The 24,775-nt window shown below is 53.7% G+C and carries 19 protein-coding genes; 10 read left to right on the top strand and 9 right to left on the bottom strand.

Going from position 1 to position 24,775, the window contains the following annotated elements; genetic code table 11:
• A partial coding sequence (locus ACP5D4_RS14790) for an RNA-guided endonuclease InsQ/TnpB family protein (RefSeq protein ID WP_428012389.1) occupies positions 1–481 on the top strand: 481 nt, incomplete at its 5' end.
• On the opposite strand, the gene ACP5D4_RS14785 is transcribed toward ACP5D4_RS14790, so the two are convergent.
• Together ACP5D4_RS14785 and ACP5D4_RS14780 are read right to left on the bottom strand one after the other, a co-directional pair.
• Complete coding sequence (locus ACP5D4_RS14785) at positions 424–2,061, bottom strand: acetolactate synthase large subunit (protein ID WP_428012388.1); 1,638 nt, start codon at positions 2,059–2,061, stop codon at positions 424–426. The two genes, ACP5D4_RS14790 and ACP5D4_RS14785, sit on opposite strands and share 58 nt — an antisense overlap.
• A gap of 324 nt (positions 2,062–2,385) precedes the next feature.
• A complete protein-coding gene (locus ACP5D4_RS14780) occupies positions 2,386–3,753 on the bottom strand; it encodes an NAD-dependent succinate-semialdehyde dehydrogenase (RefSeq protein WP_428012387.1) in 1,368 nt (455 codons plus the stop codon).
• Between the two features lie 348 nt (positions 3,754–4,101).
• Between ACP5D4_RS14780 and ACP5D4_RS14775 the strand changes: the two genes are divergently transcribed.
• A complete protein-coding gene (locus ACP5D4_RS14775; RefSeq protein WP_428012386.1) occupies positions 4,102–4,479 on the top strand; it encodes a DUF4342 domain-containing protein in 378 nt (125 codons plus the stop codon).
• A gap of 109 nt (positions 4,480–4,588) precedes the next feature.
• Here ACP5D4_RS14775 and obgE read toward each other — a convergent pair whose 3' ends face one another.
• The gene (gene obgE / locus ACP5D4_RS14770; protein ID WP_428012385.1) at positions 4,589–5,602 is read right to left on the bottom strand and encodes a GTPase ObgE; all 1,014 of its coding nucleotides are present in this window, start codon (positions 5,600–5,602) and stop codon (positions 4,589–4,591) included.
• Positions 5,603–5,820: 218 nt separating this feature from the next.
• The gene (locus tag ACP5D4_RS14765) at positions 5,821–6,552 is read right to left on the bottom strand and encodes a DUF533 domain-containing protein (RefSeq protein WP_428012384.1); all 732 of its coding nucleotides are present in this window, start codon (positions 6,550–6,552) and stop codon (positions 5,821–5,823) included.
• 70 nt (positions 6,553–6,622) lie between these two features.
• On the opposite strand from ACP5D4_RS14765, the gene ACP5D4_RS14760 reads away from it, so the two are divergent.
• The gene (locus tag ACP5D4_RS14760; protein WP_428012383.1) at positions 6,623–6,994 is read left to right on the top strand and encodes an EamA family transporter; all 372 of its coding nucleotides are present in this window, start codon (positions 6,623–6,625) and stop codon (positions 6,992–6,994) included.
• A 163-nt stretch (positions 6,995–7,157) separates the two neighbouring features.
• On the opposite strand, the gene ACP5D4_RS14755 is transcribed toward ACP5D4_RS14760, so the two are convergent.
• Entirely contained in the window at positions 7,158–7,409 is a 252-nt protein-coding gene (locus ACP5D4_RS14755) for a hypothetical protein (RefSeq protein ID WP_428012382.1), read from the bottom strand.
• Between the two features lie 189 nt (positions 7,410–7,598).
• On the opposite strand from ACP5D4_RS14755, the gene ACP5D4_RS14750 reads away from it, so the two are divergent.
• Together ACP5D4_RS14750 and ACP5D4_RS14745 are read left to right on the top strand one after the other, a co-directional pair.
• On the top strand, positions 7,599–9,626 hold the full coding sequence (locus tag ACP5D4_RS14750; RefSeq protein ID WP_428012381.1) for an NAD(P)/FAD-dependent oxidoreductase: 2,028 nt from the start codon (positions 7,599–7,601) through the stop codon (positions 9,624–9,626).
• Between the two features lie 217 nt (positions 9,627–9,843).
• A complete protein-coding gene (locus ACP5D4_RS14745) occupies positions 9,844–11,898 on the top strand; it encodes a GAF domain-containing sensor histidine kinase (protein ID WP_428012380.1) in 2,055 nt (684 codons plus the stop codon).
• 229 nt (positions 11,899–12,127) lie between these two features.
• Here ACP5D4_RS14745 and gltB read toward each other — a convergent pair whose 3' ends face one another.
• Complete coding sequence (gene gltB, locus ACP5D4_RS14740; RefSeq protein WP_428012379.1) at positions 12,128–16,795, bottom strand: glutamate synthase large subunit; 4,668 nt, start codon at positions 16,793–16,795, stop codon at positions 12,128–12,130.
• Positions 16,796–17,486: 691 nt separating this feature from the next.
• Here gltB and ACP5D4_RS14735 point away from each other — a divergent pair.
• The 4 genes from ACP5D4_RS14735 (at position 17,487) to ACP5D4_RS14720 (ending at position 21,061) form a co-directional block, all read left to right on the top strand.
• Positions 17,487–18,359, top strand: a complete 873-nt coding sequence (locus tag ACP5D4_RS14735; protein WP_428012378.1) for a DUF2202 domain-containing protein — start codon at positions 17,487–17,489, stop codon at positions 18,357–18,359.
• Positions 18,360–18,631: 272 nt separating this feature from the next.
• On the top strand, positions 18,632–20,056 hold the full coding sequence (locus tag ACP5D4_RS14730; protein ID WP_428012391.1) for an NADP-dependent isocitrate dehydrogenase: 1,425 nt from the start codon (positions 18,632–18,634) through the stop codon (positions 20,054–20,056).
• 295 nt (positions 20,057–20,351) lie between these two features.
• Complete coding sequence (locus ACP5D4_RS14725) at positions 20,352–20,621, top strand: cold shock domain-containing protein (protein WP_428012377.1); 270 nt, start codon at positions 20,352–20,354, stop codon at positions 20,619–20,621.
• A 164-nt stretch (positions 20,622–20,785) separates the two neighbouring features.
• Complete coding sequence (locus ACP5D4_RS14720) at positions 20,786–21,061, top strand: DUF1294 domain-containing protein (RefSeq protein ID WP_428012376.1); 276 nt, start codon at positions 20,786–20,788, stop codon at positions 21,059–21,061.
• Positions 21,062–21,075: 14 nt separating this feature from the next.
• Here the strand turns inward: ACP5D4_RS14720 and ACP5D4_RS14715 are convergent, their stop codons facing one another.
• Entirely contained in the window at positions 21,076–21,999 is a 924-nt protein-coding gene (locus ACP5D4_RS14715; protein WP_428012390.1) for an RluA family pseudouridine synthase, read from the bottom strand.
• Between the two features lie 285 nt (positions 22,000–22,284).
• Here ACP5D4_RS14715 and ACP5D4_RS14710 point away from each other — a divergent pair, with 285 nt between their 5' ends.
• Positions 22,285–22,563: a SemiSWEET transporter gene (locus tag ACP5D4_RS14710; protein WP_428012375.1), complete on the top strand. Its 279-nt coding sequence runs from the start codon at positions 22,285–22,287 to the stop codon at positions 22,561–22,563.
• A gap of 235 nt (positions 22,564–22,798) precedes the next feature.
• On the opposite strand, the gene ACP5D4_RS14705 is transcribed toward ACP5D4_RS14710, so the two are convergent.
• Both ACP5D4_RS14705 and thrC read right to left on the bottom strand, forming a co-directional pair.
• Entirely contained in the window at positions 22,799–23,074 is a 276-nt protein-coding gene (locus ACP5D4_RS14705; RefSeq protein ID WP_428012374.1) for a MoaD/ThiS family protein, read from the bottom strand.
• 45 nt (positions 23,075–23,119) lie between these two features.
• Positions 23,120–24,424, bottom strand: a complete 1,305-nt coding sequence (thrC, locus tag ACP5D4_RS14700) for a threonine synthase (RefSeq protein ID WP_428012373.1) — start codon at positions 24,422–24,424, stop codon at positions 23,120–23,122.
• Positions 24,425–24,775: the final 351 nt, after the last annotated feature.

Genomic DNA, 24,775 nt, shown 5'->3' with positions numbered 1-24,775 from the left:
CCTAACCCCCCTTATTAAGGGGGGAACTCAAGGGGGGATAGGAATGGTCAAAAATCGACGGTTAGCCCGTGCTATCAGTCAACAAGGCTGGCGAGAGTTCCGAACTCTGTGCGAGGCTAAATCGGAAAAGTTCGGGCGAGATTTTCGGGTCGTTGACCGATGGGAGCCTACGAGCCAAGTTTGCTCGGAGTGTGGCTTCCGATGGGGCAAATTAGACCTATCGGTGCGTTCGGTTGTGTGCTTGAGCTGTGGAGCCGAGCATGACCGAGACGAGAACGCGGCGAGAAACATAGAAATGGTCGGCATGGGGCATCGGCACGACCTAAAACGGACGGGGAGCGACTGTAAGACTACTTCGGTAGCACGTTGCGTCGAACCGTCAAGAATCACGCCCGGCTTCAGCGGGCGTGAGTATGTCAACTCCTACATGGGACAGCTTAAGCCGCCGGATTTTGCGGAAAAGCGAGCGTTTTCTCGATAGTCTACGGGACAGTCGATGACGACGGGTACGTCTTGTTCTAGGGCTTCGCGCAAGATGGGAACGAAGGATTCTGTGGATTCGACACGATAGCCTTTTAAGCCCATGCTTTCGGCAAATTTCACGAAGTCGGGATTGCTGAATTCGATGAAGGACGATCGCCCGTAATGGGCTTCTTGTTTCCACTCGATCAATCCGTAACCGCCATCGTTGAAGATAATCGTCACGAAGGGGGTTCCGACACGCAAGGCGGTTTCGAGTTCTTGGCAGTTCATCATGAACCCGCCGTCTCCTGTGGCGGCGACGATTTTACGGTCGGGATACACCAGTTTGGCCGCCATTGCGCCGGGAATGGCTATTCCCATGGCGGCGAATCCGTTGGAAATCAAGCAGGTGTTGGGGCGATCGCAGTGGTAGTGACGGGCAATCCACATTTTATGCGCTCCCACGTCGGAAATGACGATGTCGTCGGGGCCCATGACTTGCCGCAGGTCGTAGATGAGTTTCTGGGGTTTGATGGGAAATTCGAGATCGTTGGCGTACTGTTCGTAATCGGCCCGGATGTCGTCGCGCAAGGAAACGGCGTGGGGTTCGGGTTTGCTGGATCGATCGGAACGACGCAGAATTTCGTTGAGGGAGTCGGAAATATTCCCCACCACTTCCACTAGGGGGATGTAGCTGCTGTCAATTTCGGCTGAGGTGGTGCTGATGTGAACGATGGGAATCTTCCCGTCTGGATTCCATTTTTTGGGTGAATATTCCACTAAGTCGTACCCCACCGCGATCACTAAGTCGGTGTTGTCGAAGCCGCAGCTAATGTAGTCCCGCTGTTGTAATCCCACGGTCCACAAGGCCAGTGGATGGGTGTAGGCGATCGCGCCTTTCCCCATAAAGGTATTCGCGACGGGGATGTTCAACCGGGTGGCGAACTCTGTCAGGGCGTCGCTGGCGTGGTCGCGAATTGCGCCGTTTCCGACTAAAATTAACGGGTTGTTCGCCCGCGAAATGGCTGTGGCTGCGTTGTTGAGACTCTTGTACGACGCATACATTTTCTCTTTTTTGTCGCACTTCAACGGCGCACCTTCGACGGGCATGGCGGCGATGTTTTCGGGTAAGTCGATGTGAACTGCCCCCGGTTTTTCTTGTTGCGCCCGTTTGAAGGCTTTCCGCAGGATTTCCGGGGTGTTGCTGGGGCGGACGATTTGGGAGTTCCATTTGGTGACGGGGGCGAACATGGCCACCAGGTCGAGATATTGGTGGGATTCGATGTGCATGCGATCGGTTCCCACTTGTCCTGTAATCGCCACTAAGGGCGCACCGTCGAGGTTGGCGTCGGCTACGCCTGTCATGAGGTTGGTTGCGCCGGGTCCGAGGGTAGATAGACAAACCCCCGCTTGTCCGGTTAGGCGTCCGTAAACGTCCGCCATGAACGCCGCCCCTTGTTCGTGACGGGTGGTGATGAATTGGATTGGAGACTCTCGCAGGGCTTCGAGAACCTGCATGTTTTCTTCTCCGGGCAAGCCGAAGACGTATTTTACGCCTTCGTTTTCGAGGCAATTGACCAGTAGTTCGGCCGTGTTCATGTGACCCCCTTTTCTGTGTTTGGGTATGGGATTGGATGTGAAATGGGATGAGGAAATGGGAACGTTTGGACGGGTTCCCACCGCCCGTTAAAATTCGGTTTGGATAAATTGCATTTAATGGAGCATTCAATGGATTCGATCGAACGGGTTCGGCGTTCGTTTCGATAACGGTGTTTCGCCCTCGCTGTGTTTCCACGACAAGCCTTCCACCCCCCGTTTCTTTTCCGAACATTCCTGACATTTCACCCTTAACTGGGGTCAGGGAGGACGGAAATAGAGGGTTGGAAACGAGGGCGAACCCGTTGGTTATCGAACTCACGTGCGTTAATGCCCGATCCAAATTGTTTTTATGTTGACAAATTCTTGGATACCTTGAACACCTAATTCGCGCCCATATCCAGATTTCTTGATACCGCCGAAGGGCAACCGGGGATCGGATTTAACTAAACCGTTGATAAAGACTGCCCCGGCTTCGAGTTCGTTAATAAACTGTTGTTGTTCGGCTTCTACCGCCGTCCACGCACTGGCGCCCAAGCCGTAGGGGACGCTGTTGGCTAGTTCGATCGCGTCGTCGATCGACTCCACCCGAAACAGTAACGCCACTGGACCGAAAAACTCTTGGTCGTAAGCTGGGGTTCCCGGCGGAATGTCGGCGATAATCGTGGGCGGGTAATAGTTCCCGGGGCGATCGGGCAATTCCCCGCCGATTAAAACCTTTGCCCCTTTGTCTTTGCAAGCTACAACCTGTTCGTGCAGTTCGTCGCGAATTCCCGGTGTTGCCAGCGGCCCGATGTCAGTGTCTTCTGACATGGGATCGCCTAGGGTGAGATTTTGGAATTTCGCCAGGAGACGTTTTTGGAATTCGTCGGCGATCGCATCGTGGACGATAAATCGTTTGGCTGCAATGCAAGACTGTCCGCTGTTCAACATCCGCGCTGTGACAGCGGTACTTACCGCCGCTTCCAGGTTCGCGCTTCCCATGACGATAAAGGGATCGCTTCCCCCCAGTTCCAGAACGGTTTTCTTCAGGTTTTTTCCGGCGCACTCGGCTAAACTCATTCCGGCGTATTCGCTTCCCGTCAGGGTGGCGGCGCAAACGCGATCGTCGGCCACCACTTTCGCCACTTGACTCGCGCCGATGAGAAGGGTTTGAAACGCCCCGGAGGGAAATCCGGCTTCGGTGAAAATTTCTTCAATGGCTAAGGCGCATTGCGGCACGTTGGAAGCGTGTTTGAGAAGTCCTACGTTTCCCGCCATCAGTGCGGGGGCGGCGAAGCGAAATACCTGCCAGAAGGGGAAGTTCCAGGGCATGACGGCTAATACCGCCCCCAGGGGATGGTAACTGACGTAACTGAAGCTGGCGTCGGTTTGAACCGGAATGTCCGCCAGGAATTCGGCGGCATTGTCGGCGTAGTACCTGCATACTAGCGCACATTTGTCAACCTCTTTTATGGCGCTTTTGAGGGGTTTTCCCATTTCCAGGGTCATGAGTTCGCCGAATTTGGCGCGATCGCGCTCCAAGATGTCGGCGGCCGCCCGCAGCCATTTCGATCGCTGTACCATCATCGTGCGGCGGTATTGTTTGAAGGTGCGATCGGCGCGATCGAGTTTGCGGTCTAACTCCTCATCAGTCAAAGGTTGGAAAGTTTTGACCGTTTCCCCCGTGGCGGGATTAATTGTCGCAATACCCATAATGTCGTGTCCTTTGCGCGGTACTCGGCGACGTTCAGCTAACGTCCCAGTTGATTCGGCTTCGACGCTCGTTGAATTGCAGCGAAAATCGGTACGTCGAATCCGAAGGATCTTTCACCATTGTCAGTGGTTGAGTGGGGCGTCTTTACCAAATCTTTACAAAAATCAAAATTGTTAACAGTTGATAATTAATAATTGTTGATAGGGAACGGGAAACAAGGTTCCCTCACCTCATCACCCCATCATCTCATCACCTCATCACCTCCCTATCTCTCGATAGATGACGCTCCCAATCGAGGATGGTACGATAACGGCATCTGATGTTTTGTTTCAGAGGGCTTTTCTTCCATGAGCGATTCGATCGATCGCGAAACCAACTATCAATCTTCAGAAACGCCCGAGGCGTCTGAGTCTCAGCCCGAATCCAATACTGAATCCAACACTCAATCTCAAACTCAATCGAGTCCCCCCAACGACACGAGTTTTGAAGAGTTCCGTGTCAGTGGCGATACGTTAATCTCGAAAATTCAAGAACTCGTCCACCAAGGAAACGTGCGACGGGTCATCGTCAAAACTGAAGACGGAAAAACCCTGTTTGAAGTCCCCCTCACGGTCGGACTGGCGGGGGCGACGCTGGGAACGCTGCTGTTTCCGCCGCTGGCGGTGGTCGGCGCCCTCGGTGCGGTCGTCGCACGGTTGACTCTGGTGGTCGAACGCCAAGCATGAGGGGATGAGGGGATGAGGGGATGATGAGATGATGGGATGAGGGGACGATCTGAAATTTTCTTCCAATCTCCCAATCTCCCCCTCTCCCTTGCTCTCTCGCTCAAAGAATTCAGACCAACTCCGGTTCCCGGTCTTCGAGAACTTGCCAAACGCAGCGAAGCAGTTCGTCGAGGCCGGTTTTGGCTACGGCTGAGACTCGAAAAATAGGGTACGGTGATTCGGGTTGGAGCGATCGCGCAATTTCTTCGAGTTCCTCTTCTGTTCGATCGATCGCGTCTAACTTATTTAACGCGATAATCTGCGGTCGCTCTTCCAAACCACGACCGTAAGCCAGCAATTCTTCGCGAATCACGTGATAGTCCGCGATGGGGTCTTCCGCCGTCCCGTCGATGAGATGCAGTAAAACCCGCGTCCGTTCGATGTGGCGAAGGAACTCGTGACCTAATCCCAATCCTTCATGAGCGCCTTCAATCAACCCCGGAATGTCGGCGAATACCGTTCCGTCTCCTGTGGGTTTGCGGACGACGCCCAGGTTGGGAATGAGTGTCGTAAATGGATAATCGGCGATTTTCGGACGGGCGGCGGACAATACCGAGATTAACGTGGATTTTCCGGCGTTGGGCAGTCCGATGATGCCCACTTCTGCCAACAGTTTCAACTCTAACCGCAGTTGGCGAATGCGTCCCGGTCGTCCTTCCTGGGCGTATTCTGGGGCGCGGTTGCGGTTGCTGAGATAGTGGCGGTTTCCGTTTCCGCCCCGTCCTCCTTCGGCGATGCAAACAGTTTGTTGGGGTTCTACGAGGTCGGCGACGACTTCTCCGGTTTCTAAATCGTAGGCGACCGTACCACAGGGAACTTCGAGGTATCGATCGCTCCCCGAGGAACCCGTACAGTTATTCGGTCCGCCCCGTTTTCCATCTTCGGCTTTAAAGCGATGGGAATATTTGAAATCTAACAGAGTTTGCAGGCGTTCGGTCGCCACGAGATACACCGAACCGCCGCGTCCGCCGTCGCCCCCCGCCGGACCGCCTGCGGGAACGTATTTTTCGCGGCGGAAGGCGACCATTCCATCGCCGCCTTTTCCGCCTTCAACTTCAATTTCAATGCGATCGATAAATTGCATTCTCGCTACTTAGAGGGGGAGCCAGGGAACAGTGAACAGTGAACAGTGTACGGGAGCTTCCGGAGAGGGGGAGAGGGGTGGAATCGTAGGGTGTGTGACGCGGCGAGCAAATGGGGGGCGAAGTCCGATCGATGTTGTATTACCGCGTCACGCACCGCCCCATCCCATCATCCCATCACCTCATCATCCCATCACCTCATCATCCCCTCATCCCCTCATCACAAATACGGCGTGACGTCTTCGCCTTTTTCGTCGGCGAGATAGGATAACGCCCGGAAGCGCAAGCCGACTAACTGCTCGTAAAGGGGATTCAGCTTGCACATAGCGGGGATGTGAACGACTTTCTTTCCAAACAGCGTGATATCGCGCTCGAAGGGACACTGAGACGGAATCATCCGACAGAGAAATTTTGCCACTTTGGGATCGTGCAGTTCGACGTTATCCAACCAGCTTCGCACGGGCGCCAAAACGTCTATTTTAGCACTGTCTTTCGGTTTTTGGTCTAAGGATACTGCACTGGACGGCGCGTTATCCAATTGTTCTCGAGCGGCGAGTTCTTGAAGGTCTTCGAGTTCTTCGAGTTCTTCGAGGGTGTAGCGGAGGGCGTCGAGGGCGTCGGGACGAAGGTTTAACGCTTCACAAAAATCGTGAAGGACTTTATCTTCTGTTTTGGTATATACGCCGTCTGCAATGGCGACCATGACCGCCGTGCGGAGAAAGTTTTCCGCTACCTCGGGGTCGTCTCCCAAGGTCTCGGCCAGTTCTTCGGGGGAAATGGGTTCCGGTTCGGCGGCGCGTTCGGCGATGTCGGATTCGCCGTGAGTCAGTTCGGCGATGACTTGTCGTTCGGTGTCGTCGAAGTTCCCGTCCGCCCAGGCGACCGCCAGCAAGCCTCGCAACCAAACTTGGGTGCGATCGCTCTTCTGGGGAGATTGACTCGTACTCGTCATAAAATTTTACCTGTTATTTACGTCTATCCCAGTTTTTGTTAAAATTGGCGGTTTTGTTGGCGCTGGTCTCGTGTCCCCACAAGAATTTACACTGTTTCTGGTTTCGATTTTAACCAACACCCTCGGTCAGTTTTTGCTGAAAGCGGGGGCGTTGAAACTCGGGGCGACGAATCCCACGTCTGTTATGGGTTTCGTCGTCGGTGTTTTTTTAACGCCAGAGTTGTTAACGGGCTTGGTCTGTTACGGTCTCGGTGCGATGGCGTATATTTTACTGTTAACCCGAGTCAACCTCAGCGTCGCCGGCCCCGCTACGGCCTTAGCTTACGTTACCGCCGTTCTCCTGGGTCATTTCGTTTTTAAAGAAAGTCTTTCGAGCGATCGCCTGTTTGGAATCGCCTTAATCGTCTGCGGCGTCCTCATCGTCGTCAGTCGCCGTTCTTGAGGTGATGGGATGGGGAGATGAGGTGACGGGATGATGAGGTGATGGGATGGGGAGATGAGGTGATGGGATGATGAGGTGATGGGATGATGGGATGGGGCGGTGCGTGACGCGGGAATCCCATGAGCCTGACTTCGGCCTGATTTTCTAACCCGCGTCACGCACCCTACGGCTGTTCGCTGTGCGCTGTAAACGCTTCCCAGGCTTGGGTGACGAGGTTTCGCAGCCAGTCTCGTTGGTGGGCGTCGAGGAGGCGATGGTCGGCCAGGACTTCGGTGGTGAGGTCGTCGAGGGTTTTTCCGCGATCGCGGGCGATTTTGATGGTTCCGGCGATCGCAGAGGCGACGACTTCCGGACTGACTGGCTCTCGCTCCAGTTCGAGCATTTGTTGAAGGGTCTCTGGGATAGGATAATTCATGTTGGTGAGGTGAGTGCTTGGGCGGCGGCATCGACTTGGTTCAAGAAAGCGGGGAATCGATTACAGTCTTTATAAGGAGGGTTCCCTTGAGTCCTGGGACTCCCGCTCTGACTTGCATTTGGACTTTACTTTTTGGTTTTTGTTTGTTTTTAATTGGTTTTTAAATTTCGATCGAAGGCAACCCGACCGATGAAACAGCTTTTGTATTGGGAAATTCCGACCCCCGACACCGCCGCCGTCCGTCAGTGGCTACAGCAAACCTGGCGATCGCCGATGGGTGAAAAAATCGCGACGCCGGACGGGTTTCGCCTGCGCTTGACCCCGGACGAGGAACTCTCGGTTTTCGTCTGGTCGCTACAGCGAACCACCTATTTGAAGGTCTTTCGCTGGGCAGAGCGTCCGATTTCTGGTGAAGCGAAGATCGTCGCGCAATTGAAACGGGATGCAATGGATAGGTTCCCGCCTCAATATCCCGAACCACCGGAAATCGATTTGTCGAAACAGTCGATATTTGAGGCACTTTTACCATACTATCCGGAAACAGTCAAGTATTTTCAAGAAATTCCTAACGGCGAGTACGATTTGACCCGCGTGTACTGGTGGGAAAAACGCTGGCGGGAAGGGGTTCGCAATCCCCAACAGCCGAAAGCGGTGGTGGAATTTTCCGGTTCGCCTTCAGAGTCTCATACATCGTCTAATACATCCTCGAGTCTGTCGCCGGACTACGATCTGATTTATCTTGGCGGGGCGTTGGGGGTGATTCATGCGGCGGTGATGGCGCGGTTGGGCTATCGGGTGTTACTCGTGGAACGGTTGCCCTTCGGACGCATGAACCGGGAATGGAACATCTCTCGGGACGAGTTTCAAAGTCTCATTGATTTGAAGCTGTTTGCGCCTGAAGAATTCGAGAGCGTCATTGCTTGCGAGTACGTTGATGGGTTCAATAAGTTTTTCGACGCTAACAATCCCCCTAAGAGTAAGGCGAAGGTTCTCCATACGCCGAAAGTTCTCAATATTGCGATCGATGCGGAAAAACTCCTGCAAATTTGCGGCGACAAGCTGAAAGCTGCTGGGGGGACGATTTGGGACGAAACGGAATTTACGACGGCGGAGATTGATAGCGATCGAGCCACGGTGAACCTCACTCACCTCCCCACGGGAGAGACGAAACAAGCCAGCGCCCGGCTCCTCGTGGATGCGATGGGGAGTGCCTCCCCCATTGCGTGGCAACTCAACGGCGGACGCACGTACAATAGCGTCTGTCCGACGGTGGGGGCGGCGATTTCTGGCGGCTTTCCGTCTGGGGTGTGGGATACGCAGTACGGCGACGTTCTCCACTCCCACGGCGATATTTCTCGAGGACGTCAGTTGATTTGGGAGTTGTTCCCCGGACGAGATGGGGAACTGACGATTTATCTGTTCCACTACCATCAGATTCACCCGGACAACCCCGGCTCGCTGTTGGAGATGTACGAGGACTTTTTCCATATTCTGCCGGAGTACCGTCGCTGCGATATGGAACAGTTGCAGTGGCGTAAAGCGACGTTTGGCTATATTCCCGGTCATTTCAGCCAGGGTAGTCGCGATCGAAAAGTGGCATGGGATAGGCTGGTAGCCATCGGCGATGCGGCGTCGTTGCAGTCGCCGTTGATTTTTACCGGGTTCGGGTCTCTGGTTCGCAATATGGAACGGCTGACGCGGCTGTTGGATACGGCGTTGAAATACGATCTGTTGGATGGGGAGAATCTCGATCGCATCCGCGCTTATCAAAGTAATGTCGCGGTGACGTGGCTGTTCTCGAAGGGAATGATGGTTCCGACTGGGAAAACCATCGCCCCGGAACGAGTCAACTCCATGTTGAACGTCTTTTTCGGCTTGTTGGCTGAAGAACCGTCCCAGGTGGCTGATACCTTTATTAAAGACCGAACCAGTTGGCTGATGTTCAACCGTTTGGCGTTGAAGGCGGCCTGGCGCAATCCCGAGTTGCTGGTGTGGATTTGGCAACTGGCCGGACCTTGGGATATGCTGCGCTGGACCGGTAGCTATCTCAACTTTACTCGGGAGGCTTTTGTTGGTTGGATTCTCGGTTGGATTCCCCGCTTCAGCCGTTGGGCGCAACCTTGGGCGGAAAAACGCTTTCCGTCTTTGTGGCTGTGGTTGCAAGCGATGAGTTATTCCCTGACGGAAGGGTTGGGACGGCGGTTTTCACCGCAGTAACTTCGATCGCGTCTGCTTCCCAATCCGATCTGAAAGAAGCCCCGTTGTGGCGTTGTCTGCAACGGGGCTTCACAATTGTTTCTCGTTCCGAGAACCCGTCTCGAAACGAGCAAGTTGTATAGGGCGATCGATCTCTAAGGATCGTTTCCTACCAATTTTTTTTAAAAGTTGTCAAGATAGAGCGAGATGACTTTAAAATCGCTCAGTTTTTTCATAAATGTGGGAAATCGTCCGAAATATATTTTCGCCAACGCAATATATGCCCCACGGTCATTGTTACCTTTGGCAGACTCCGTTGGTGTGGTTGCACGTCCTTAGCGATACGTTTATTGCCCTTGCTTACTTTTCCATTCCGGCCATGTTGCTGTACTTCGTACTTCAGCGGCGAGGCGTACCGTTTCTCAATATTTTCGTCATGTTCGGTGCGTTTATTGTGTTTTGTGGAGTGGGTCATTTATTCGATGTTTGGACGCTGTGGCATCCTGCCTATTGGCTTTCGGGGGTGGAACGGGCGGCGACGGCGTTGGTTTCCTGTTATACGGCGGGGTCGATGGTAACGCTGTTACCTCGGTTTCTTTCCCTCAGAACTCCAGAAGAACTCGAAGCGATTAACCGAAAACTTCAACGGGAAATCGATCGACGCCGTCAGACGGAAGAAGCGTTACAAAATATTCTGAAAGGAACGGCGTCGGTGACGGGAGAGGAATTTTTTCCGGCGTTAGTGCGCCATCTGTCTCAGGCGATCGATGTTCCTTATGCGTTGGTGTCGGAAACTGTGGGAAATCCGACGGAGAAAGTCCGGGCTTTAGCCTCTTGGCAAAATGGGAAACTGACGACAGAGGTTGAATACCATTTAACGGGAACGCCCTGCGGACAGGTAGTCCGAAGCCGTCAATGTTGCGATTATCCCGAGGGCGTCGCGCAACGGTTTCCCAAGGATGCGTTACTCGATCGCATGAAGGCGCAGAGTTATTTGGGATGTCCTCTGCTGAACGTTTCGGGGGAGGTGGTGGGACATCTCTGTGCGATCGATACTCGCCCCCGTCAGGATATCGATCGCACTCGCCGCATTCTCGAAATCTTTGCGTCTCGGGCGTCGGCCGAATTGGAACGCCAGCGGACTCGCGAAGCTCTCGAAGCGATGAATCGCCATCTGGAACGACGGGTGGAGGAACGCACCGCCGAAGTGAGTCGCAGTAACCAGATGTTGGAAGCCAAAGCCGGAGAACTGCAACAGGCGATCGATCGCCTGCAACGCACCCAAAGCCAACTGATTCAATCGGAAAAAATGGCGTCGTTGGGTCAACTGGTGGCGGGTGTCGCCCACGAACTCAACAATCCGGTGAGTTTTGTTTACGGCAATATTAATTATGCCCGAGATTACAGCCGAGATTTGTTCGAGGTGTTGGAGGCGTATCGACACAGCTATCCTCACCCCACAGATGCGATCGCCGAAGTGATGGACGCGGTGGATGTAGACTACATCCAAGGGGTCTCCGCCGTTTGCGGGGGAAAATGTATAGCAAAATACAAATACCTGGAGAATCGAGAGCCAAAACCCCTGAAATCTCGTGAAGTCAGTTTTTCTGTCACCCTAAACGGCGAAGAGCCCATCCAAGACGATTTTCCGCGATTGCTGGATTCGATGAAAACTGGTGCAGAGCGCATTCAAAAAATCGTCGAATCCCTGCGAAATTTCTCGAGATTGGACGAAGCGGAATGCAAACCGGCCGATGTTAACGCCGGACTTGAAAGTACCTTAGAAATCGTCTCGGGACGGTTGAGTGCAACTTCGCAACGGCGAGCGATCGCTTTGGTCAAAAACTTTGGCGATCTCTCGGAAATTGAATGTTATCCCGGTTTGCTCAATCAAGCGGTGTTGGGATTGCTCAATAACGCCATCGAAGCTTTGGAAGAAAGGTTGCAGGAAGAACCGGATTTCGAGCCTCGGTTAGACGTGACGACAGAAGCCATTTCAGACGAGGTGTTCGGGGAGGCGATCGCGATTTCTATTGGCGATAATGGTTTCGGCATCGAAGCCTCGATTCGAGATAAGATTTTCGACCCCTTTTTTACGACGAAACCCGTCGGACGAGGGACAGGTATGGGACTGGCCAACGCCTATCAAATTGCGGTCGATCGCCATCGAGGACGGTTGCGCTGTATTTCCGAAACCGGTAACGGAACGGTGTTTCGCCTCGAACTTCCTCGCTCTTTTTCTTGCAACCTCGAGGGTGAAGAACCTCAAAAAACAGAGGAAAGGGAGAATTAAAAAACTTATAAATTCAAGGGAATTCGTAATAGGGACTCCGCCTCTAAAAAAGCCGTTTTACCCAAGTCTACAATCCCCCCAAACCCCCATTTTAAAGGGGGGTTTGGGGGATGTACCTCTGTGGCGAACATTTCTTATTTTAGAACCACGAAAAACCCCGTTCTCGAAGTTTTGAGAACGGAGTTTAATCGAGATGCGAATTACACCTGTAGCAACACTTCAGAACAGCCTAGGCTTTCGCCAATTCCTTGGTTTCCGCCGCTTCGGGATTCGCCAGAGGCGTATCCGCTTCCGAGGGCGGCACCACTTGCCAGAACTGGGGCAGATAGACCGACCAATTATCGAGAATCCGCTGTGCCTTGGCGCTACCCCGTTCGGCATGGGCGCGAATCAGGGATTTTAACTGTTCCTCCCCGGCCGAGGTGCAAACCCGCTGAATCTTCACGATTTCCGGGTTCACTTTCCCCGGGAAGCTGCCGTCTTCGTCGAGGAAATAGGCCAAACCGCCCGTCATCCCCGCGCCGACGTTGCGTCCCACCGAACCCAAGACGACGACGGTTCCGCCTGTCATATACTCGCAGCAGTGGTCTCCTGCTCCTTCGATGACGGCTTGTCCTTTGGAGTTGCGGACGGCAAACCGTTCTCCGGCGCGACCTTGGGCGAAGAGGACGCCGCCTGTGGCACCGTAGAGGCAGGTGTTGCCCAAAATGGCGTTTTCAGCGGGGTCGAAGTCCGTGGCGGCTGGGGGCTTGATGCAGATTTCGCCGCCGTTCATGCCTTTACCCACGTAGTCGTTAGCTTCTCCTTCTAGGTTCGTCGCCATTCCGGTGAGGTTGAAGGCGGCGAAACTCTGGCCGGCGCTGCCTTTGAAGTTCAACTCCAGTTGTCCTTCAAAGCCGCTGTTGCCGTATTTGGCTGCGATCGCACCGGAAATCCGCGCCCCAACGCAGCGATCGGTATTGACCAATTTCACCGTTTTGGCAACGCTGCCTTGGTTGTTGATGGCGTTGGCAATTTCGACATCGGCTAATAACTCGTCGTCGAGAACCGCTCCGTTGCTGTGAACGGGTTGCGGCGTCACCCAATCGCGGTTTTCCGACTGGGGCAACTCCAGCAGACAACGCAAGTCGATCGCTTGCGGTTTGGTCAGTTTTACGTTTTCGCGGGCTTTCAGCAAATCGGAACGTCCGATGAGTTCGTCGAGCGATCGATACCCCAACCGCGCCAGGAGCGATCGCACTTCTTCCGCCACGAAGACGAAGAAATTCACCACGTGTTCGGGCATTCCGGGGAACCGCTTGCGCAATTTCTCTTGCTGCGTCGTCACCCCCACCGGACAGCGGTTCATGTGGCAAACTCGCGCCATAATGCAGCCTTCGGCAATCATGGCCACGGTTCCGAAACCGAATTCCTGGGCGCCCATCAACGCCGCCATCACCACATCCCATCCGGTGTGCATTCCGCCGTCAACTCGCAGCGTCACGCGCTCCCGCAGGTGGTTTTCCATCAGAACCCGGTGAACTTCCGTCAACCCCAGTTCCCAAGGACTTCCGGCGTGTTTGATGGAACTCAGAGGAGACGCCCCAGTTCCGCCGTCGTGACCCGAAATTTGAATCACGTCGGCGTTGGCTTTGGCCACCCCAGCGGCGATGGTACCGATACCCACCGAGGACACCAGTTTCACGGAAACCCCGGCTTTGGGGTTGATTTGGTGCAGGTCGAAAATCAACTGCGCCAAGTCTTCGATCGAATAGATATCGTGGTGGGGCGGCGGCGAAATCAAGGTCACGCCGGGTTTCGATCGCCGCAACATGGCGATGTACTCGCTGACTTTCCGTCCGGGCAACTGTCCGCCTTCGCCGGGTTTCGCCCCTTGCGCCACTTTAATCTCGATCTGTTTGGCGTTCATCAAGTATTCCGGCGTCACGCCGAACCGTCCCGACGCCACCTGTTTGATGTACGAAGACGCCGTATCGCCGTTTTTCAGTCCCTTAAGATGGGGCAACAGCTTCGAGAAGCCGTTTTCGTCCACGTCGTCGAGGACTTTGAAGCGAATCGGATCTTCGCCTCCTTCTCCGGAGTTGGACTTCCCGCCGATGCGGTTCATGGCGATGGCCAGGGTTTCGTGAGCTTCCGGCGACAGCGCCCCGAGGGACATTCCCCCGGTGCAGAACCGTTTGAGAATCGCTTCGGCGGATTCGACTTCTTCGAGGGGAATCGGATCTCGATCGCTGTCGAAGTCCAACAGGTCTCGCAACGCCGCTACGGGACGATTTTCCAGTTGCTCGCGATAGACCTCGTAATGGTCGTACTGACCGTCACGGACGGCTTTGTGCAACAGCTTCGTCATATCGGGGTTGTTGCCGTGGTATTCGCCCCCTTTACGGTGTTGGACGAAGCCGTAATGTTCCAGTTTTTCCACGTGGGGAAACGCCCGTTTGTGGAATTCCAGAGTTTCGCGACCCAAATCCGCCACCGTCAAACCGCCGATGCGGGAAGTGGTGCCTTTCATTCCCAGGTCGATTAACTCGCCGCCGATACCGATGGCCTCGAAAATTTGCGCCCCTTGATAACTCGACAGCAGCGAAATTCCCATTTTGGAGAGAATTTTCAGCAAACCCGCCTCGGCCGCTTTGCGGTAGTTCTTCAGGGAATCTTCGAGGCTGAGATTGGGGAGTTTTCCGGTTTTGATGAGAGATTGGGTGCGATCGTCGTGCCACCACTGACGCAGGGTTTCCCAGGTCAGATAGGGACAAACGCCGCTGGCACCGTAACCCACTAAACAAGCGTAGTGGTGAGTACTCCAGCACTGGGCGGTATCGACGACCAAGGAGGCTTTCATCCGCAGTCCGCGACCGATGAGGTGGTGGTGAACTGCCCCTACGGCCAACATGGGCGGGATGTAGGTGTGGGTTTCGTCTACTTGGGCGGCGTTGCCGTTTTCGTCGATTCGATCGCTGAGAATCAGGACTTCCGCCCCAGCTTCCACCGCCGCCGCCGCTTTCTCACAGAGGGCTTCGACTGCACCTTTGAGGTTTTCCCCACCGCCGTTAATCTCGAACAACGTGGATAACGTCGCCGTCTCGAGAACGCTGTTGCGAATACCCGCCAGTTGGTCGTCACTCAGTAAGGGACTGTCGATTTTCAGCAGGCGATCGACCCCCGGCGCCTGGTCTAGCAAATTGCCCCGCCGTCCCAACAGCATCGTCAAAGACATCACCAACCCTTCCCGCAGCGGGTCGATGGCGGGGTTGGTGACTTGGGCGAACCGCTGTTTGAAATAGTCGTACAGCAGGCGCGGTTTGTCCGACAGCACCGCCAAGGGGATGTCGTCCCCCATGCAATAAGTGGGTTCCTTACCGTCGGTGGCCATGGGAACCACCACCATGTCCACGTCTTCCTTGGTGTAACCGAAGGCGGTTTGCTGTTGGACGAGTTTTTCCCCTTCGATTTCAAAGGGCTGTCCGTCCCGTTCTCCCATCAGCGGACGGGCTGCGGTCAATTGTCCGTAAGGATGCTGGGCGGCCACTTGCCGTTTGATATCCCAGTTTTTCAGGACTTTGTGGTTTTCGAGATCGACGGCGATGGTTTGTCCGGGTCCGAGACGACCGTTTTCCACGATCTCGGCCGGGTCGATATCGATGGTTCCCGCTTCCGAAGACACGATAACCATGCCGTCGCGGGTGAGGAGGTAGCGCGCCGGGCGCAAGCCATTTCGATCGAGTCCCGCACCGACAATCTTACCGTCGCTGAACGCCAGTAACGCCGGACCGTCCCAAGCTTCCTGCAAGCCGCTGTAATACTCGTAAAAATCCACCACTTCGGGATAGGCTTCCAACGCCGGCTGGTTCATGTACGCCTCGGGAACCATCAGCATCAGGGCTTCTAACGGCGTCCGTCCCGATCGCACCAGCAATTCCAGCACGTTATCGAGGTTGGCCGAGTCGCTGTTGCTGGCATCGACGACGGGAAGTAAGGTTTTGATGCGATCGCCCCACACCGGACTCGACAGTTCCGCCTGTCGCGCCTTCATCCAGTTGATGTTGCCCAGCAGGGTGTTAATTTCCCCGTTGTGACCCAGCAGGCGCATCGGTTGCGCCAGAGGCCATCGCGGCATGGTATTGGTACTGAACCGACGGTGGTACACCGCAAAAGCACTCACCAACTCGGGGTTTTTCAGGTCGAGGTAAAATTCGCCTAATACCGCCGCCCGAACCATCGCTTTGTAGACGAGGGTACGGTTGGAGAAGGAACAAATATAGAAGTTGTTCCCCCATTCGATGTTCGCTACGTCGTCGAGAACTTTCCCCACGGACCGACGGGCTAAATACGTCGCGCGTTCGAGTTCGTCTCCTTCGAGGCTGTCGTGGCTGACGATAATCTGTTCGATTTGCGGTTGCAGTTCCCGAGCTTGAGGTCCGAGAACCTCGGGGTTTACGGGGACGACGCGCCAGCCTAAGACTTTAAATCCTTCTTCAGAAAAGACCCGGTTTACCGTGTCCTTGGCGTATTTGGCTGTTGCCTCGTCTTGGGGGAGGAATACCATCCCCACCGCCATCCGCTCGCGCACGGGTGTAGCGATGCCCCGTTCGTCGAGCCATTGTTCGACGAGTTTCCACGGAACGGCCATGAGAATCCCCGAACCGTCGCCGGAGTCGTAGTCCGCACTGCATCCGCCTCGGTGTTCGAGACAGGACAGGGCGCCAACGGCTTTGGAGACGATATCGTGGTTCGCTTGCCCGTTCACAGCGGCGATAAAGCCGACGCCGCAGGCGTCTCGTTCTTCTTCGAGCCAGCGTTGTCCCGCTCGGGCTTCCGTCGGTTCGGTAAGCTTAAGAGAGAGAGCCTGTTCGTTCGTGTGCTGGTAGCGATCGCGATTTACGCCCATTCGATCCATATTGATTCCTCGTTCGTTTTGTAACTCTGGCACATCTCGTTGGGTGAGCTTGCCACCTTCGCTCTTCCCGGAACCGCCCTCGGCATCAGGTGGGGTCTGCGCTTGCCACCGACACGAGCGCCCGACCAATCGCACGCGAACGATAAAGTTCGTTTGAAGGAGTAGCGCGATTGTCGTCAATCGATGTCGGCGTTCGGGCAAAGGGTTCGGTTAAGAGCGATCGGGGTGTCGGGAAGTCGGCGAGCCTACGCCGGAGCGTCGCGACTGCTTTTCGGAGCTAACACTACCGCATCGAGAAAGTGAATGCGATATTTTTGGCTGGAAAACAAGCTAGGACTGGACGCGGTTGGTTATAATACAGTCTGTCTAGCCCTGACGACAGCCGATCCTGACCACTAAATCAAGTGTAGAGCATAAATCTTAATCGAAAGTAGTCCGTTCTGGCAACGCGCGTAATGGTTTGATGACCTCTTGTTTGGCTCGCCTCGCTTCACTTTTTGCTCGGGCTAGTTGGTTACAGCTAATTTTTGGGATCGATTGAACCGTTTCGATCGAACCTCCGTCTAAACTTCTCAAGCCGCCAGTTCCTCAAAGATTTTTTCTCTTTCCATCAACACTTCCCTCTCGGGAGTTTGGGGACTCTGCGTCGCTTTATATGACCGTATGACAATTTGCTCATAGAGAGGTTTGTATGTTCGACCTATTGTTTGCCGCCATCTCGGAAACCACCACCCCTGGCGGGTTTAAAGCTTCAAACCCGGGCAACCCCAACGGGGCGATGTTTGTCGAAGCCGATCCCATCTCGGGAAATCCCCAATTCGGCGGCGGCCAGTTCGGTAACGGTTGGGGCGCTACCTCCCCCCAAGCTGAAGCGGTTCCTGTGGTAGACGACGCCTCGATGCAGGCGGCCGCCGACACCACGCCAGTCAGCAATGCCAACGACCCCGCCGACGCCACTGACCCCCTCACGGGGATGTCTCTGACACAAAACTTACCGCCCGCTGGAGACCTCGACGCCACGGAAGCGGATGAATTGCTGTATATGCGGGAAGAAGAAAAACTCGCCCGCGATGTTTATCTAACCCTGTACGAAACCTGGGGATTGCCCGTTTTTCGTAACATTGCCAACAGCGAAGAACGCCATACCAGTGCTGTCTTGCAACTGCTCGATCGCTACAATCTCGACGACCCAGCGGCAACCCAAGATATTGGACAATTCAGCGATCCGAGTTTACAGCAGTTGTACGACGACCTGGTGTCGCGGGGTCTTCAATCCCTCGAAGACGCCTTAGCCGTCGGTGCCACCATTGAAGAAGTGGATATCGTCGATTTACAAGAAGCGATCGCCAACACGGACAACGCCGATATCGAATGGGTGTATAGCAACCTCATGCGCGGTTCAGAAAACCACCTGCGGGCGTTTACCTCCACCTTGACCCGTCAAACTGGAGAAACCTACAGCCCAGAATACCTCTCTTCAGAAGAATACGACAGCATCCTCAACTCCGGTAGCGGACGCGGACAAGGACAAGGACGGGGACAAGGACGCGGGCGTCGTTGGTGATGAGATGAGGGGATGAGGGGATGAGGGGATGAGGGGATGACGAGGGGTAGGGTACGTGACTTGAACAATCGGGTATCGCAATGAAACCGAGAACTCGTCACGCACCGACAATATACACTCTCACCCCCATCCCATCACCTCATCATCCCATCACCTCATCATCCCATCACCTCACCGACTCCCAAATCGTCAAATACACAGCAAATCGATCGAAGGATCTGGTAGTCTGGCATCGCTATACCTGTACCCGAGTGCAGAACGAGGAATTCCAGATGTACGAAAAGATTACTCCCCCGAGCGTCGGCGAAAAAGTCACCTTCAAAGACGGCGAACCTGTGGTTCCTGACAACCCGATTATCCCGTTTATTCGCGGCGACGGAACGGGGGTCGATATCTGGCCGGCGACGCAAAAAGTCATCGATGCGGCGGTGGAAACCGCTTACGGCGCCAAGCGTAAAATTAGCTGGTTCAAAATCTACGCCGGAGATGAAGCCTGCGAACAGTACGGACAGTTTCAATATCTGCCCGAAGATACTCTCAACGCCATCACGGAATATGGCATCGCTATCAAAGGTCCGTTGACGACTCCCGTTGGCGGCGGGATTCGATCGCTCAACGTCGCCCTGCGGCAAATCAACGACCTTTACGCCTGCGTGCGTCCCTGTAAATACTACGCCGGAACGCCGTCTCCCCACAAAAGCCCCGACAAACTCGATGTCATCGTCTACCGGGAAAACACGGAAGACATTTATTTAGGAATTGAGTGGGCGCAAGGTAGCGACATCGCCGAAAAACTCATTCAACATCTCAACAACGACCTGATTCCCGCCACCCCCGAACATGGCAAAAAACAAATTCGCCTCGATTCGGGCATCGGCATCAAACCCGTGAGTAAAACCGGGTCTCAGCGTCTTGTCCGTCGCGCCATCAAACACGCTCTGCGCCTGCCGAAAGAGAAGCAGATGGTGACGCTGGTGCATAAGGGCAACATCATGAAGTACACCGAGGGGGCGTTCCGCTCCTGGGGGTACGAACTGGCAACGACGGAATTCCGCGACGAGTGCGTGACGGAACGGGAATCGTGGATTCTCAGCAACAAGGAAGCCAATCCCGATATTACGTCTGAAGAAAACGCCCGCAAAATCGATCCGGGTTACGATTCTTTGACGCCGGATAAAAAAGCTGAGATTTGTCAAGAAGTTGAGGCGGTTCTGGCGGCAATTTGGGAGACTCACGGAAACGGGAAATGGAAAGAGAAGGTGATGGTCAACGATCGCATCGCCGACAGCATTTTTCAACAAATTCAAACCCGTCCGGCGGAGTATTCGATTTTGGCGACGATGAACCTCAACGGCGATTATCTCTCGGACGCGGCGGCGGCGATCGTCGGCGGTTTGGGGATGGCGCCTGGGGCGAACATCGGCGATAACTGCGCGATTTTTGAGGCGACTCACGGCACGGCACCCAAACACGCGGGACTCGATCGCATTAATCCCGGTTCGCTGATTCTCTCGGCGGTTATCATGTTGGAATACATGGGTTGGACTGAAGCGGCGGCTCTGATTGAAAAGGGCATTGGCGCGGCAATTTCCAACGGGGAAGTCACCTACGATTTAGCCCGGTTGATGGAACCGCCTGTGGAACCGGTGAAGTGTTCGGGGTTTGCGGACGCGATTATTTCTCACTTTAAAGATTGAGATAAGTCGAGCGTTCTAAAACGACGAGAACTTCAGCGAAAACAGGTCTTTTAAAAAGCGAGAACTCTGGTTATTTAAGGCTAGGGTTCTCGTATTTTTAGATGGGGATATTCTTAAAATTTAAAGCTGGAGGCATTTTGATGAAAAACGATTTGATGAAAAACGATCGGATAGGAATTTATAAAAACGACATAAACTATAAACTCTGCATACAATCTTGCATAAATCGATAAAACATAGTCAGCAATTTATGTTTTATAAATCTCTGTCAACAGACTGAATTTTATAAAAATCTATGAAATCTAGCCGCCAAAAAGGTAAACTTATCCATTGGCAAGACGAACGAGGATTTGGCTTTGTTCGACCTGACGATGGAACTTCAGAAATTTTTCTGCATATTTCCGAGTTTAAAAACTTACATCGCCGCCCCAAAGTTGGAGATATTCTTTATTATAAAACTATTCGTAAAAAGGGTAAGCTAAGAGCTATTCAAGCATCGATTGATGGCGACCCTCAAAAAGTTGTTAAAAGGTCTCGCGATTTAAAATCAAAATCAAAAAAATAAAATCCTCCCCAAAAAATCAATTCAAAAAAACTTCCGCCCAAAAATTTACAGTCTCTCGATTTCCCATTCTAGAGGTTTTAAGCCTGTCCATTTTACCCTTATGGGGCGGAATAACGTTCTTTGCCAAAACGAGCAATCCCATCCCCCTCATTCTATATTCATTCATGAGTTTTGTCACGTTTGCGTTATACGCTGAGGATAAATCTCGCGCCCAAAACAATCAATGGAGAATCGCCGAAAATACATTGCATTCCTGTGAATTATTAGGCGGATGGCTGGGGGGATTAATTGCTCAAAAAACCTTACGCCACAAAACCGTAAAGTCTTCTTATCAAATTGTATTTTGGGGAATTGTCGGACTTCATCTCGTCTTTTGGAGCGATTATCTCTTTTTGAATGGGAGCGGATTCGCAATCGTTGAGGAGTGGATAAGCCGCTAGGGAAATGGCGATCGCTACTGGCGGCGTCGCAGAACTTGCATCAGTTTGACCATTGTAGGGGGAAGGGGGGCGATGGCCTCGATCGATTCCCCAGACACCGGATGTTCTAAGGTGAGTTTCCAAGCGTGAAGGGCTTGTCCCGGTAAGTTCACGCCGATCGATCGCCCGGAACCGTAGACTGGATCGCCCACGATCGAATGTCCCATAGCGGCGCTGTGAACGCGAATTTGGTGGGTGCGGCCGGTTTCGAGACGAAAATGAAGTAACGCATAGTTTCCCAGGCGTTCTCGGACTTGCCAGTGGGTCACAGCCGCCCGTCCGCCTCGGTCTTCAGGGACGACGGCCATTTTTTTGCGATCGACCCGATGGCGTCCGATGGGGCGATCGATGGTTCCGCTGTCCGCTTGCGGGGAACCGTAGACGAAGCCGAGATATTCCCGACGGGCGGTTTTCGCCTTGATTTGGGCTTGTAAGTGCTGGTGGGCGAAATCCGTTTTCGCGACGACGATCGCCCCTGTGGTGTCCTTATCGAGACGGTGAACGATACCGGGACGCTGGACGCCGCCGATTCCCGCGAGTCGATCGCAGTGGGCTAAAAGAGCGTTGACGAGGGTATCTCGGTAATGTCCCGGCGCCGGATGTACCACTAATCCGGCGGGTTTGTTTACAATGAGGAGGTGGTCGTCTTCGTAGAGAATATCGAGGGGGATTTCCACCGCTTCTAGTTCCAGGGGTTCGGCGGGAGGAATTGTGACCTGAAGTCGATCGCCCGCACAGACTTTCAGTTTTTTTGAGGTACAGATTTCGTCGTTGACGCGCACGCACTCTCGTTCGATGAGTTGCTGCACGCGCGATCGAGACAGATCGCCGAGGTTTTCCGCCAGGAATCGATCGAGTCGCGATCCGTTCGTCGTTACATCTAGGGCGATTTCAGTCATCTTGGGTGAAGTCATCCGGAAGGAGGAAGCGATAACAGTACGAGATATTCTATATTTCGTTTGATGAATTCTGCTTATCACTGCTTCACACCCCGTTACAGTGTGAGATTTATCTTCTATAATCGCTCTTCGACAACGAAAAAGCCGTCGATCGGCACTCAATTTTAACGTATCGAACGTTCTGAGTTTAAAAACTGTTTAAGAATTCAGCGATACTCAATCGATTCTCAATTGTCAGTTTTAATTGTCCTCGAGCCATCGTGCCTTTAAAAATGGGAGCCTAACATGAACGACACCACGGTTTTAGGGTTGTTGGCCGGAACGATGACCACTATGGCTTATCTTCCGCAATTAGTTAAAACCTGGAAATCCAAGTCTGCTGACGATATTTCTTGGAGTATGCTGGTGACGTTGTGTCTCGGCATTTTGCTCTGGTTGGTTTACGGCACATCGGTTCAAGATTTACCTGTGATTTGTGCCAACGTTGTCACGTTAATGTTGTCTTCGGCGATTTTAGGGTTGAAGATTCATTATCGCGTTCGACGGGCTTCGATCGATTCTTAATCGATTCGTGAAATTCTCTCAATTCTGACTCTTCAGGGATAGCCTCAGATGGTTCCCATTGTTCCCGTAGCGGCGTTATCTATAACGCGGCCATGGATTTTTATGGGAACAGACCCAAAGATTGAGAAATCTGGTTTCTCGTTCCAACTTCTTCAAAAAAAAGAGGTACGCAAACGTACCTCTTTCATGAAGCATAAAGTTGAGTTGTAGGAGATTGCGGGTTAACCCCGATACGTTAACCGCCAGCCACCGCTGGGACGATACTGACTTCGTCTCCGTCGTTGAGAGCAGTTTCCGTATTCTCGAGAAAGCGAATATCTTCGCTGTTGACGTAGAAATTGAGGAAACGTCGCGGTTTTCCCGCCTCGTCGCACAACCGAGCTTTAATCCCGGGACAAGCAGCCTCTAAAGCGTCGATGAGTTCCGCCACCGTCTTCGCTTCGCATTCGAGCGTCGCGCGATCGTCGGTGAACTTTTGCAGGGGCGTCGGAATGAGAACTTTAACGGACATAGATATTTAGCTTTCTGGAAATCGGCACGCTAGAACAGGAAACAATTAAACGAGAACTTGTTGCCATTCGAGGCGGTTGAGGGTGTGAGACCGCTCTAACGCACGCTCGAAAGAGTCCAGTTGCGCTTCGATGGTGAGGGGTTCGCCGATGTACCCTTGTACGGCTTCTTGGGTTTTGAGACCGTTTCCGGTGATGTAGGCGACAGTCACTTCGTCGGGGTCGATTTTTCCAGCTTCGACCAGTTTCTTCAGGGTGGCGATGGTGGTACCTCCGGCGGTTTCGGTGAAGATACCTTCGGTTTCCGCCAGCAGTTTCATGCCTTCGACGATTTCCGTGTCGTTGACGGATTCGATCGAACCGTTGGTGTTGCGGGCAATATCGAGGGCGTACACTCCATCTGCGGGGTTGCCGATGGCGATGGATTTGGCGATGGTGTTGGGTTTCACCGGAGAGATGAAATCCCGACCTTCTTTATACGCCTGGGCAATTGGAGAGCAGCCTTCGGCTTGGGCGCCACTGAAGGAAACATGCTTGTCTTCCACTAAGCCCACTTCCACGAATTCGCGGAAGCCTTTGTAAATTTTGCCGAACAGAGAACCGGAGGCCAACGGTGCCACCACGCGATCGGGCAGTTGCCACCCCAGTTGTTCGGCTACTTCAAAGCCTAGGGTTTTGGATCCTTCGGAGTAGTAGGGACGCAGGTTGATGTTGACGAAGCCCCAGCCGTGAGTGTTTGCCACTTCCGAACACAGGCGGTTGACTTGGTCGTAATTACCTTTGACCGCCATCAGGGTGGGGTTGTAAATCAGGGTTCCCAGGACTTTTCCGGCTTCTAAGTCGGCGGGGATGAAGACGCAGCAATCGAGGCCGGCGTGGGCGGCGATGGCAGCGGTGGAGTTGGCCAGGTTTCCGGTGCTGGCACAGGAGACGGTGGAGAAGCCCAATTCTCTGGCGCGAGTCAACGCCACGGACACCACCCGATCTTTGAAGCTGAGGGTGGGCATATTCACGGCGTCGTTTTTGATGTAAAGCTTTTTCAGTCCCAGGTGACGCGCCAAGCGACGGGCTTCGACGAGGGGCGTCATTCCGGTTCCCACGTCGATGGGAGTGTCGGTGTTGACGGGGAGGAAGGGACGGTAACGCCAGATGGAGTTGGGGCCGGCTTGGATGGTTTCCCGGCTGACGGTGCGACGCAGTATGTCGTAGTCGTATTTGACTTCTAACGGTCCGAAGCAGAATTCGCAGACGTGCTGAGCGGTGGCTTCGTATTCGGCGCCGCATTCTTTACATTGCAGATGGGTGAAGGCAGCGGTGCCAGCTTGTTTGAGGCGCTCGATTGCTTGCGTCACGGTGGTTTTGTCCTTTTCAACTCAACTTGGTGAGCAATCGTAACACGGGGGTCAAGTGCCGTCAAACAATCCCGACTGTTTTTATCGGGATTAAAGTTTTGTAACGAAAACAACCGAAAGATTTCCTAAAGATTCCCTTAAGATTTGCTGGCAATTTCATAAAAAAACGCCCCCGGGTGAGAGGGCGATCGAGCTTAGCGGGCGAGTTGAGAAAGAGGAGACCGAGCGATCGAATAGAGGGCGATCGCCCGAACGGGTCAACCGTGCATTTCTTCTTCGGCGCGTTCCCGCATCGATTCTTGACTACTCTCCGCGCTAAAGCGACGGAGATTCCCCGGAGGGATTTCAGCA

Source organism: Baaleninema sp. (assembly GCF_049974805.1).
GTDB lineage: Bacteria > Cyanobacteriota > Cyanobacteriia > Cyanobacteriales > Geitlerinemataceae > Baaleninema.
This window is presented reverse-complemented; position numbering and strand designations above follow the sequence as displayed.

Coding starts and splice junctions, on each gene's coding strand:
- ACP5D4_RS14710 (WP_428012375.1), top strand. CDS start 22,285: ATGAACGACACCACGGTTTTAGGGTTGTTGGCCGGAACGATGACCACT.
- ACP5D4_RS14705 (WP_428012374.1), bottom strand. CDS start 23,074: ATGTCCGTTAAAGTTCTCATTCCGACGCCCCTGCAAAAGTTCACCGAC.
- ACP5D4_RS14720 (WP_428012376.1), top strand. CDS start 20,786: ATGAGTTTTGTCACGTTTGCGTTATACGCTGAGGATAAATCTCGCGCC.
- ACP5D4_RS14765 (WP_428012384.1), bottom strand. CDS start 6,552: ATGACGAGTACGAGTCAATCTCCCCAGAAGAGCGATCGCACCCAAGTT.
- ACP5D4_RS14755 (WP_428012382.1), bottom strand. CDS start 7,409: ATGAATTATCCTATCCCAGAGACCCTTCAACAAATGCTCGAACTGGAG.
- ACP5D4_RS14735 (WP_428012378.1), top strand. CDS start 17,487: ATGTTCGACCTATTGTTTGCCGCCATCTCGGAAACCACCACCCCTGGC.
- ACP5D4_RS14750 (WP_428012381.1), top strand. CDS start 7,599: ATGAAACAGCTTTTGTATTGGGAAATTCCGACCCCCGACACCGCCGCC.
- ACP5D4_RS14780 (WP_428012387.1), bottom strand. CDS start 3,753: ATGGGTATTGCGACAATTAATCCCGCCACGGGGGAAACGGTCAAAACT.
- gltB (WP_428012379.1), bottom strand. CDS start 16,795: ATGGATCGAATGGGCGTAAATCGCGATCGCTACCAGCACACGAACGAA.
- ACP5D4_RS14725 (WP_428012377.1), top strand. CDS start 20,352: ATGAAATCTAGCCGCCAAAAAGGTAAACTTATCCATTGGCAAGACGAA.
- ACP5D4_RS14785 (WP_428012388.1), bottom strand. CDS start 2,061: ATGAACACGGCCGAACTACTGGTCAATTGCCTCGAAAACGAAGGCGTA.
- ACP5D4_RS14730 (WP_428012391.1), top strand. CDS start 18,632: ATGTACGAAAAGATTACTCCCCCGAGCGTCGGCGAAAAAGTCACCTTC.
- ACP5D4_RS14775 (WP_428012386.1), top strand. CDS start 4,102: ATGAGCGATTCGATCGATCGCGAAACCAACTATCAATCTTCAGAAACG.
- obgE (WP_428012385.1), bottom strand. CDS start 5,602: ATGCAATTTATCGATCGCATTGAAATTGAAGTTGAAGGCGGAAAAGGC.
- ACP5D4_RS14715 (WP_428012390.1), bottom strand. CDS start 21,999: ATGACTGAAATCGCCCTAGATGTAACGACGAACGGATCGCGACTCGAT.
- ACP5D4_RS14745 (WP_428012380.1), top strand. CDS start 9,844: ATGTGGGAAATCGTCCGAAATATATTTTCGCCAACGCAATATATGCCC.